The 9935-nt window shown below is 58.9% G+C and carries 10 protein-coding genes; 8 read left to right on the forward strand and 2 right to left on the reverse strand.

What is annotated here, in order from left to right; all coding sequences use genetic code 11:
* Positions 1-396 precede the first annotated feature (396 nt).
* The 7 genes from ABYO54_RS09165 to ABYO54_RS09195 all read left to right on the forward strand — a co-directional run bounded on the left by ABYO54_RS09165 (position 397) and on the right by ABYO54_RS09195 (position 6288).
* Entirely contained in the window at positions 397-582 is a 186-nt protein-coding gene (locus ABYO54_RS09165; RefSeq protein WP_372807950.1) for a hypothetical protein, read from the forward strand.
* Positions 583-678: 96 nt separating this feature from the next.
* On the forward strand, positions 679-1656 hold the full coding sequence (locus ABYO54_RS09170; protein ID WP_372807951.1) for an LbtU family siderophore porin: 978 nt from the start codon (positions 679-681) through the stop codon (positions 1654-1656).
* A 20-nt stretch (positions 1657-1676) separates the two neighbouring features.
* Complete coding sequence (locus ABYO54_RS09175; RefSeq protein WP_372807952.1) at positions 1677-1904, forward strand: ferrous iron transport protein A; 228 nt, start codon at positions 1677-1679, stop codon at positions 1902-1904.
* Positions 1901-4207, forward strand: a complete 2307-nt coding sequence (feoB, locus tag ABYO54_RS09180; protein ID WP_372807953.1) for a Fe(2+) transporter permease subunit FeoB — start codon at positions 1901-1903, stop codon at positions 4205-4207. Before ABYO54_RS09175 ends, feoB begins: the two co-directional genes overlap by 4 nt.
* Positions 4208-4307: 100 nt before the next feature.
* A complete protein-coding gene (locus ABYO54_RS09185) occupies positions 4308-5519 on the forward strand; it encodes a porin (RefSeq protein ID WP_372807954.1) in 1212 nt (403 codons plus the stop codon).
* Positions 5519-6058, forward strand: a complete 540-nt coding sequence (locus ABYO54_RS09190; RefSeq protein WP_372807955.1) for an FMN-binding protein — start codon at positions 5519-5521, stop codon at positions 6056-6058. The genes ABYO54_RS09185 and ABYO54_RS09190 overlap by 1 nt, the downstream gene beginning before the upstream one ends.
* Before the next feature lie 5 nt (positions 6059-6063).
* Positions 6064-6288 carry a FeoC-like transcriptional regulator gene (locus tag ABYO54_RS09195; RefSeq protein ID WP_372807956.1) on the forward strand — a complete coding sequence of 75 codons (225 nt, stop codon included), beginning with the start codon at positions 6064-6066 and terminating at the stop codon, positions 6286-6288.
* A gap of 130 nt (positions 6289-6418) precedes the next feature.
* Here ABYO54_RS09195 and ABYO54_RS09200 read toward each other — a convergent pair whose 3' ends face one another.
* Entirely contained in the window at positions 6419-6817 is a 399-nt protein-coding gene (locus tag ABYO54_RS09200) for a DUF2721 domain-containing protein (protein ID WP_372807957.1), read from the reverse strand.
* A gap of 14 nt (positions 6818-6831) precedes the next feature.
* Positions 6832-9108: a U32 family peptidase gene (locus ABYO54_RS09205; RefSeq protein ID WP_372807958.1), complete on the reverse strand. Its 2277-nt coding sequence runs from the start codon at positions 9106-9108 to the stop codon at positions 6832-6834.
* Between the two features lie 139 nt (positions 9109-9247).
* On the opposite strand from ABYO54_RS09205, the gene ABYO54_RS09210 reads away from it, so the two are divergent.
* The gene (locus tag ABYO54_RS09210) at positions 9248-9625 is read left to right on the forward strand and encodes a Fic family protein (RefSeq protein ID WP_372807959.1); all 378 of its coding nucleotides are present in this window, start codon (positions 9248-9250) and stop codon (positions 9623-9625) included.
* The last annotated feature ends 310 nt before the right edge of the window (positions 9626-9935 follow it).

Here is a 9935-nt window from a genome sequence, read left to right on the forward strand (position 1 = left end):
ATGCTCATTTCGATACTCCTCGAATCTATCAAGCGATCGCGCTCGGAAGGCATGGGCACCCGCTCATAGGAAACCGCCCGGGTAGCTCTCGCTCTTTACAAAACCGATTTTAGGAGGGGCACTAGTTTTGTGCAAGGGATTTTTTTTTCGAGGAACGGAAAAAAAATTATAATCCATGTAGGTTTGTTCGATGGTTTAGCGTTTCTGGGCGGCGGGGTCGAAAGTCGTCCGCCGGGCTGAATGACGCGAGTTCGCCCGGGTTCCGGCCGGCGGAACCCGGTTGCCGGCGGCCGATGCCCGAACGGAAAGTTAGGCGAGACGAAAAAGTTGCGATTAGGGTTGACCGTATTAAGATAACATCTAAATTGGGCCCTAATTTACAGCGGGAAAGACGCCATGGCCGATAGCCACGAAAATGTAAAAAAGCGGATCGATGCGCTCTACAACATGCTGGTTGCGCATGACGGATTCGGCGAGATGAAGATCGATTTCAAGATTCTGAAAAAGGGTCAGAAGGAAGTCATCATCCATTGCGGCAAGCAATACCGCTATGTGGTGGACAGTTCACAGCGCCATTTGTAGGAGATTTCATGCGGTCGGGGTGCGCCCGACGCGAGATGACGGTTTTAGGGGGTTTGGGTCCAGCGGCTGGGCAGGGCTTCTTAAAGGAAAGTGAAAATGAAAAACGCAAAGGAAATTTTGGTTGCGGCGTTGGTCCTCGCGGTAGGATCGGCGCATGGGCAGGAAGACGCCGCTGCGCAGGTGGGCTTGATGGTCGAAAAGGGAATCGAGTCGCTGGAATGGGGCCTGTTGCTCGAAGCGGAGGGGGCCTATTCGAAAACGGGCGACACGAGCGCGAGCGACATCGTGCTGGCGACGGTCGAGTTTGTTGCCGACGCCGCCGTTAACGATTGGTTGTCCGGCCATGTCGGGCTCCTGTGGGAAGAGGACAGCACCGAAAACAATATCTTGGATGAAGGCTTCATTACCATGGGCGGTGGTGAAGCCTTTGCGGTGTTCGCGCAGGCCGGGCGCTTCTACCTCCCGGTCGGTAATTTCGAAACCGCGTTCATCTCCGATCCGCTCACGTTGGAGCTGGCCGAAATCAACCAAAGCTCCGTCATGGTCGGGTACGACAGCGCCTGGATAAGCCTGGCCGCCGGGGTCTTCAAGGGCAACGACGAGGAGGCGGTCGAAAACGTCTATGCCGCCGCCGATTTTTTCATCTCCGAAAGGGTTCGATGCGGGGTCTATTTCCTTTCCGACTTGATGGAGACCGGCTCCCAGTCCGGGCTCGGCATTACCGAAAAGAATGCCGGGGCGGGGGCCTTCGCCAACCTTTATCTCGGGGCCTTCATGGTCAACGCCGAATTCGTTTCCGCGCTGGAGGATGACGGCCTGGCCGGAACGCCGATGGCCTGGAACTTCGAAGGTTCGATGAATTTTGCCGGCGCTTGGGCCGCGGGCCTGAAAGTCGAGGGCTCGGACGATCTTTATTCGGCCGACGGCCGCTATCATGAATACGGCTTCGGCGGCGTGGTATCCTACGGCTTTCAGGAGCATGCCGCGATCGGTTTGGAATATATGCGTTTGCTGGGCGACTCCGGCGAAGACGATGCCGACCTCGTGACGTTGCAACTCGCATTTGAACTTTAATTTTTGAAAGAAGGACAAGCATGAAGCTCAAGGAACTCAAGGTTGGCGATAACGGTGTTGTAACGGGATTCTCTGCGGCCGATCCGGCCTATCGCCAGAAGCTTTTCCGCATGGGGCTGACCAAGAACGCCGGGTTCTCCGTGGTGCGCAAGGCGCCGCTGGGCGGGCCGATCGAAATCGAAGTCCGCGGCTCCCGCGTCGTGTTGCGTTCCGACGAGGCCAACGTGCTTGAGGTGGATAAAAAATGAGCAATCTGAAAATCGCAATCGCCGGCAACCCCAACTGTGGCAAGACCACGGTCTTCAATGCGCTGACGGGCGCACGCCAACAGGTCGGCAACTGGCCGGGTGTTACGGTCGAGCGTGTCGTGGGCGAATACGCCCATTGCAACGCCAGCATCGACGTCACCGATCTACCGGGCATCTATTCCTTCTCGGCGCTCTCGCCGGACGAGGAGGTCGCCCGCAAGCACATCCTGTTCGACACCCCCGACGTCGTCGTCAATGTCATCGATGCCTCCAACCTGGAGCGCAATCTGTATCTCACCACCCAGCTGCTGGAAATGGATGTGCCCGTGCTCGTGGCCCTCAATATGATGGACATGGCCAAGCAGCGCGGCATCCGCATCGAGATCGATCACCTTGCCAAGCAGCTGGGCTGCCCGGTGATCCCGATCGTCGCCTCCAAGAAGAAGGGGATCGACGAGCTGAAGGAAGCCATCTGCAAAATCAGCCAGACCCACCACAAGCCGGGCGTTCGCGTCGCCTACGAAAAGGATATCGAAAAGGTCCTCAAGTCGTTGGAGCTCAGCCTCGGCGACGTGGCGCTGACCAAAAAGGTTTCGCCGCGCTGGCTGGCGATCAAGCTATTGGAAAAGGATGAGTTGGCGATGGAACTCATCGGGGCCGACCAGGCGCTGCTGCCCGATATCCAGCACGAGCTCAAAAAGGTCGAACGTCTCGTGGGCGATGATACCGACATGATCATCGCCGACGGCCGCTACGGCTTCATCCACGGTCTGGCGCGGGATGTCACCGCCGGAAGCGACAAGGCGCGAAAGACCTTCTCCGACGTGGTCGACCGCGTCGTGCTCCATAAACTGCTCGGCTTCCCGGTCTTTTTCGGCGTGATGTATCTCGTCTTCGCCATCACCATGAATATCGGCGCGCCGTTCATCGACTTTTTCGACGGGTTTTTCGGCACCATCTTCGTCGATGGCTTCGGGCATCTGCTTGAATCGTTCAGCACGCCTGCGTGGCTGGTGGCGATTTTGGCGGAGGGGCTCGGCGGCGGCATCCAGACGGTTTCCACCTTCATCCCGCCGATCTTCTTCATCTTTCTCTGCCTGTCGTTTCTGGAAGACTCCGGTTACATGTCGCGCGCGGCCTTCGTGATGGACCACTTCCTGCGGCGCATCGGCCTGCCGGGCAAGGCATTCATCCCGATGCTCGTCGGCTTCGGCTGCAACGTGCCGGGCATCATGGCGACGCGCACGCTCGAGTGTCGCCGCGACCGCATCCTGGCGATTCTGATGAACCCGTTCATGTCGTGCGGGGCGCGCCTGCCGGTCTATACGCTTTTCGCGGCGGCCTTCTTCCCGGATAAGGGCGGGGCGGTGATCTTCGCCATCTACATCACGGGGATCGCGCTGGCCGTGATGACGGGGCTGTTGTTCAAGAAAACCCTGTTGCAAGGCGAAGTCACCAGCTTCGTGATGGAGCTGCCGCCGTATCACATGCCGACCTTCAGCGGCGTCATGTACCACACCTGGCATCGCCTCAAATCCTTCATCCTCAAGGCAGGCAAGGTCATCCTGCTGATCGTCGCCGTCTTGGGCTTCCTCAATTCGATGGGGACCGACGGTTCGTTCGGCAACAACGATTCGCAGAACTCGGTGCTCAGCGCCGTGAGCCGGTCCGTTACGCCCGTCTTCCGCCCCATGGGCATCGAAGACGAGAACTGGCCCGCCGTCGTCGGCCTTTTCACCGGCATCTTCGCCAAAGAGGCGGTCGTCGGTACGCTCGACTCGATCTATGCCCAGCTCGACGAGCCGGAAATCGGCGCCGAAGAAACGGCCGGGGAATTCGAGTTCTGGCCCGGCATCGTCGAAGCGTTTTCCGCGATTCCGGCCGGCTTCTCCGAGCTCGGTGCCAACATGAAGGACCCGCTCGGCCTCTCCGGCGCGGTGGGCGAGGTCCACGAATCGGCGGGAGGAAACCAATACTCTTCCATGGTTTCCCACTTCGGCGAACACGGAAAGGCCGCGGCTTTCGCCTACATGCTCTTCATTCTCATCTACGCGCCCTGCGTCGCCGCGCTCGCGGCCATCGCCCGCGAGATCGGGATGCGCTGGATGTTCTTTGCCGTCACCTATCTCACCACGCTGGCGTGGATCGTCTCGACGGTCTACTTCCAGCTCGCGACCTTTGCGGCGAATCCCGGCTCCGCCGCCGGCTGGCTCGGCATCTGCCTCGCGATGGTCGTGGCCGCCATCGTCGGCCTTAAGATCGCCGGAGCAAAGCCGGAGAGGAACGCACTCTCTTTCACATAAACATTTTCGCTGTCGGGGTGGTCCCGAAGCTTTCTTTAAACAGGTATGTCGAAGCACTTGTCGGTTCAGTGGATGAACGGGGAGCTTTAAGGAGAGCGTTATGTTTAAGCAAGTTGTGTTCGGAATGGCCGCCGGGGCATTGATTTCGGCAGTACACGGTGAAACGGAAGGGACGGATCAAGGCCGCATCGCAGAGCTAGAACGGCAGGTGCAGGTTCTTTCGGATGCATTCCAGCTCCAGCAGGAGATGAGTGTCGCCGAGACCATGGATCTGCGTTCAGGATTCCGTTTTGGCGGCTATGGAGATATTCACGCAAATTTCGAAGAGAACGGAAAAAGCGTTTTCGATATTCATCGGTTGGTGATGTATGTCGGCTATGACTTTTCCGACTGGATCACACTAAACTCGGAGATCGAACTTGAACACGCCTATGTGACCGATGGGGCCGGGGGAGAAATCTCCATTGAACAGCTCTACGCCGATTTCCAATTGGCCGACTCGTTCAATGTTCGTGCCGGGCGAATGCTGGCGCCTATGGGGATTATTAACCATGCCCATGAACCCACCCTGTTCTTCGGCGTTGAACGCCCGTCGGTGGATAAGTACATCATTCCCTCAACGTGGTCGATTGATGGCGTCGGGGTTTTCGGCGCACCGTTCGGTTGGTTGAATTATCAGGCTTACGTGGTCGGCGGGCTGGATGGTTCGGCGTTTAGCGCGAGCGACGGGGTGCGGGGCGGACGCATTAAGGAAAGAGGCGGGTTGAACGCCCCGGCGATTACCGGGCGCATCGACCTCTTTCCATTCGATGAGCAGGATCTTCGTCTAGGAGTTTCGGCTTATTACGGCGGTACGGATAATGCCAACAAGGGCGGCGGGAGCGGAGCTGAAAATAATTTTGGGATGTATTCCGCCGATTTCGAATATACGGTCTCCCGCCTGCAGGTCCGGGGCGTAGTCGCCTTGGGCGATCAATCCGATCCCGAAAACCTGCCTGTCGGTGTTGGCGAGCAAATCTTCGGCTGGTATCTCGAAGCGGGAGTGAGCGTGATGCCCGAGTCTTGGATGTCGGGTAAATTGGTCGAGGCCGATATTCTTCCCTTTGTGCGTTACGAGGAATTCGATACCCAGCACAAGGTTCTGGATGGAACGGTCAAGGACGGAGCGAACGACCGCACCGACATCACCGTGGGCGTGAACTTGCCGCTGACCCAGCAGTTGATCCTGAAGGCGGACTACCAGTTCAAGTACAGTAAAGCCGCTGCCGATCCGAACAATACGTTCAACCTCGGAATGGGGTGGGCGTTCTGATGAAGCGGTACTGTGCGAAGAAGTCGTTCATCTCGACCTTTGTAACCGCCCTGTCGGTTTGGCTGGGCGGTGCCGTCTTGTGCATGGGGAGCGGAAATGATTCCGCTCTCCAAAAACACTTCAACAAGGTGTTTCCCGAGGCGACGCAAATGTCGTTTCTTTTGCCCAAGAAGAACTCCCCCCGTTCTGTGAGGACTCTGGAAGTGCGCAAAGGCAAAGACCTGCTCGGTTATGGTGTGGAGGTGGAGGTCGTAAGCCGATCCGGTCCCTTCCTCGTTATGGTGGCTGTCTTGCCGGATGAGACCGTGTCGGATGTTCAGATTCCGAAGTATCCGCACAAGCGGGGGCGTGCCGTGCTGAAGCGGTCGTTCCTGGCGCAGTTCAGGGGAGTCTCGTATGGAACGCCCTTGATTCTTGGTAAGCAGGTGGATGGTGTTAGTGGAGCAACCAGTTCCGCGTCTGCCGTAACGGAAGGGATTCGGTTGGCCCTTCTTCTGGTGCATCAATGCGTCGGGGCTTCGGCTGAAATGGAGAAATAAAAAAAATGCTTAGTGGCATCGTAAAACTGCTGAACGAGCGCGGCGCGCTCTCCGTCCAGGAGATCGCCCTCGCGCTCGGGATCGACTCCTCCGCGCTGCGTCCCATGCTCGAAATGCTGGCGGCTAAGGGCAGGGTGGTCAAGGTCGAGATTCCCTGCAAGAAAGCCTGCACGGGCGGCTGCACCGAATCCGACTCCATGACGTTCTACAAAGTGAAGCGCGATGCGTGATCGGCAGGTCCGGGTGGTTGTTTGTTCTTCAACCCGGTTTTGTTTTTTTCACGCCTCACGCCTCACTCGTCACGCCTCACTCGTCACGCCTCACTCGTCACGCCTCACGCCTCACGCCTCACTCGTCACGCTATTGCATGTCGCTCAAGTGCAGTTCCAGGGCGTGGACCGAAATGAGGATTTCATGGATCGAGGCGCCGAGCGACGCGAGCAAAAGCAGCAGGGCCGCGCCAAAAACAAACTCGGCAGTTCCCATCCAATTGATATAGACCAGAAACATGCAGAGCACGCATAGCAAAAGGCTTAGGACGCCCAGCACCTGCATCGCACGGATCAGATAGAGCCGTTTGCGAAGGTTTTGGATCTGATCTTTCAGGAGGCCATGCGGTTTATTCATGTAGTTGTCGTGCAACTGACGCACCAGCGCGGCATAGGAAAGAAAGCGGTTGGTGTAGGCCAGCAGAATCAGGGAGATGGCCGAAAACAGCAGCGCCGGGGTATTCAGTGTCAGGTGGTTGAGATGGTTCATGGTGGGTCTCCGGGTTATAGCGCGCGATGATAGTTCCCGTCGTGGCTGCCGGAAACCGGTTGCCCCGCCATCGCGCTTCGGATGATCTGCGCCGCGTGCCGCGCATCGCGGATGCCGTAGCAAAGGTCGATCCGGAAGTGGCGCGCGCCCGCCGCGCGCAACTCGGCGAGATGCTCGATGAGCGAGAACGGCTCTTCGTAGATCAGCACAAATTCATCGCCGTTCATTTCGACCCGCATGGGTTTGTTTTTACGGTCGGAAAGCGTGTCGCCCGCATCCGGCTTCGTGGCGGAAATCATCAGCGGCGTGTGCTGATAGAGCGGGACGATGGCGCGGTCGCCCAACAGGCCGAGCAACGCCTTTAGGTTGTCGCCCGTATCCTCCGGCGATAGGACGTTGCGCTTAATGCCCAGCTCTCGCCACTGTTCCGCCGCCTCGGTGTTGAGCGTGTAGAGCGGCCAGTCGGCGGTAAGGTCGGTCGATTCGCGGCATTGATGGAGCGCGCCGACGTTGGCGACTTCGTAACGTGATGCGTGATCGGTGAAGCGTGATTCGCGTTGGATGACGGGCAGGGCAATACGGAGTGGAGGGCGAGGCTCTGTGCGAGCCGCGTACGCACGGCATGGCTCGGACAGAGCCTCGCCTTCCAGCACCACTTCATCAATCTGCTCCAGTTCTTCATTGGTCAATTCGTCGAGCAAGAAAAGATCTCTCAGCTTCACGGACCAGCGCTCTTGCTCTCCCGATTCGGCGGGCGGTTGCACCAGCGCTTCCAGCCGTGCAAAATGTTCCTGTTGTTGCTTCGTGTCGAGTTCCGCGCTCAGCTGTTCGAGCAGGTTGCGGCGGGCATCGTTCACCACCGAGGCGGGGGCGAAAAGGCCGTTGTCTTCGATTGCCAGTTGGTCGAGCCGCCACTCGGTCCCGCCCGTCTTCTCGAAGCTCTTGCGGATGGCGGCAATGGTTTTCTCCGGCTGGCGCGCTTCGCCCAGCGTTTCGGCGATTTCGATTTCCGTTTGTCCCGAGCGTACCGTCACGCCGCTGGGCGTCAGCTTGACCGAAGCGTTGAACGGCATCTGCTGGCGATAGGTGCCGGGGCGGGGGGCTTCGAAACCGTAGCGCTGGCGCACCGCCTGCGAGATGGAACAGTAGACGGTCAGCCCGGCTTCGAGATAGGGATGGCCGTCGGGCAGTTTGACTTCGATGTCCGCGTGGGCCGGAACCTCGAACTTCAGGTGTTTCTTGCGGTCGTTCTGCAAGCGGATTTCGGTGGCGGAAAAGCCGAACGGTTCCTTGCCGGGCAGCTCGATCTTCAGGCCGTCGTATTTCTGCAGCGCGCGGTCGGTGTTGAGGCAAAGCCAATGCTCGTCGCGCTCCGTGCGGACCGCTCCGATGGTTCCGATCACCGCGCCGCGGTGGCCGTTGGTGGTCGGATCGATCGGGTTGGTGTTGGCGTCCTCCAGATAAAGATCCGTTGCCGGGCGCCCGAAAATCGTCTGGATGTCGGAAAGCAGTTGCCGCTGTTCGGCCGCGTTCAACCTGTGTTCGATGCGCCTGCGGTAAAAGTCGGTCACGGCCCCGACATAGGCCGGGCCCTTCATGCGGCCTTCGATCTTCAGCGAGGCCACGCCCGCTTCCAGCAGCGCTTCCAAATGTTCGCCGACGGCAAAATCCTTCATCGAAAAGGGCAGGCCCTCGCCCGCGTCCGTGTTGAAGGTCTGGCGGCAACAGTAGGCGCAGCGCCCGCGGTTGCCGCTGCGTCCGGAGACGTGCGAGGAAAAGAGACAAAGCCCGCTGTAGGAATAGCAGAGCGCGCCGTGGATGAAGACCTCGGTCTCGATGCCGCACCCGCGCGTGATCGTTCCGATCTCCTCCAGGCTCAGCTCGCGCGCCAGGACCACGCGCGCAAAACCGATATCGGCCAGCAGCTTGGCGCCGTCGAGGTTATGCACCGCCAACTGCGTGCTGGCGTGCAGCTCCAGATTGGGAAAGAACCGCTTCGCCATCCGCGCGACGCCCATGTCCTGCACAATCACGCCGTCGGCGTTCAGCCCGTCGATCAGCGCCAGCGCTTCGAGCGCGTCCGGCAGCTCCTGCTGCTGCACCAACGTGTTGAACGTGATGTATACCTTCTTGCCGTGCGCGTGCGCATAGCCGATCAGCTCGTCGAGCTGCTCCGTCGAAAAATTGTCCGCCTCGGCGCGCGCCGAAAAGCGCGGCAACCCGGCATAGACCGCATCGGCGCCATACGCCAGCGCCGCCCATCCCGCATCCGCGCTCCCGGCCGGAGCCAATAACTCAGCTGTCTTGAAAGTGCTCATCCGACGGAAGGTATAGGACCCGATTATGGGATGACAGAATCATTTGTTCCAATTGTCGGTTTCGCTTCCCTTTTTCCGTGCATCGAACTTTCGCGCTTTCTAAGCTGTCGGAATGGAAAATCAGCAGCGCAAAACCATTCTTGTTGCGGGCATTGGCCTTTCCCCGGCGGTGTTGACCAATACCGTTTGGGCGCTGGCGCATGAACTGCCCGCCGTTCTTCCCGACGAAGTCGTTGCCGTCACCACCCGGACGGGGCGCGAATGCATCGAGAAGCAATTGCTTTCTTTCCTTGGATATTCGAGCAGAACCCGAAACTACGAGTCCGCAATTCGTCATTTAATTGAAATGAACCTGATTGAAATGACGATTCCCGACAAGCCCCGTAGTAAAAAACAGAAATACCGCCTTACCGAAAAAGGCCGCGCCTTGCTTGCAAAACTCAACCACGGAAAGGTGTCGGCAGACCTCGACCGGTTTTTGAGCGGATAATTGGATGGACGCCGGCATCCGTCCGGCGCGATCCATTGATTCCGGATTGATGCGTGGAGGGGCACGGGCTCCGTGGCTGGGTCGCAGGGCTTGCGACCCTCCAGCGGCACCGCAATTCGTGGAGCAGGCATCCTTGCCTGTTCAAGGACAGGCAGGGATGCCTGCCCCACAGTCGCAGAGCCTGCGCCCCTCCAGCCGCCACTTCGTGGAGCAGGCATCCTTGCCTGCTCAAGGGCAGGCAGGGATGCCTGCCCCACTGTCGCAGGGCCTGCGGCCCTCCAAAAAACACGAAACCCGAACAGCCAGAGGA

This window comes from Pontiella sp. (genome assembly GCF_041622395.1).
GTDB lineage: Bacteria > Verrucomicrobiota > Kiritimatiellia > Kiritimatiellales > Pontiellaceae > Pontiella.

What these genes read in the sequence shown, in the direction of transcription:
- ABYO54_RS09165 (WP_372807950.1), top strand. Translation starts at nt 397, where the DNA reads ATGGCCGATAGCCACGAAAATGTAAAAAAGCGGATCGATGCGCTCTAC.
- ABYO54_RS09170 (WP_372807951.1), top strand. Translation starts at nt 679, where the DNA reads ATGAAAAACGCAAAGGAAATTTTGGTTGCGGCGTTGGTCCTCGCGGTA.
- ABYO54_RS09175 (WP_372807952.1), top strand. Translation starts at nt 1,677, where the DNA reads ATGAAGCTCAAGGAACTCAAGGTTGGCGATAACGGTGTTGTAACGGGA.
- feoB (WP_372807953.1), top strand. Translation starts at nt 1,901, where the DNA reads ATGAGCAATCTGAAAATCGCAATCGCCGGCAACCCCAACTGTGGCAAG.
- ABYO54_RS09185 (WP_372807954.1), top strand. Translation starts at nt 4,308, where the DNA reads ATGTTTAAGCAAGTTGTGTTCGGAATGGCCGCCGGGGCATTGATTTCG.
- ABYO54_RS09190 (WP_372807955.1), top strand. Translation starts at nt 5,519, where the DNA reads ATGAAGCGGTACTGTGCGAAGAAGTCGTTCATCTCGACCTTTGTAACC.
- ABYO54_RS09195 (WP_372807956.1), top strand. Translation starts at nt 6,064, where the DNA reads ATGCTTAGTGGCATCGTAAAACTGCTGAACGAGCGCGGCGCGCTCTCC.
- ABYO54_RS09200 (WP_372807957.1), bottom strand. Translation starts at nt 6,817, where the DNA reads ATGAACCATCTCAACCACCTGACACTGAATACCCCGGCGCTGCTGTTT.
- ABYO54_RS09210 (WP_372807959.1), top strand. Translation starts at nt 9,248, where the DNA reads ATGGAAAATCAGCAGCGCAAAACCATTCTTGTTGCGGGCATTGGCCTT.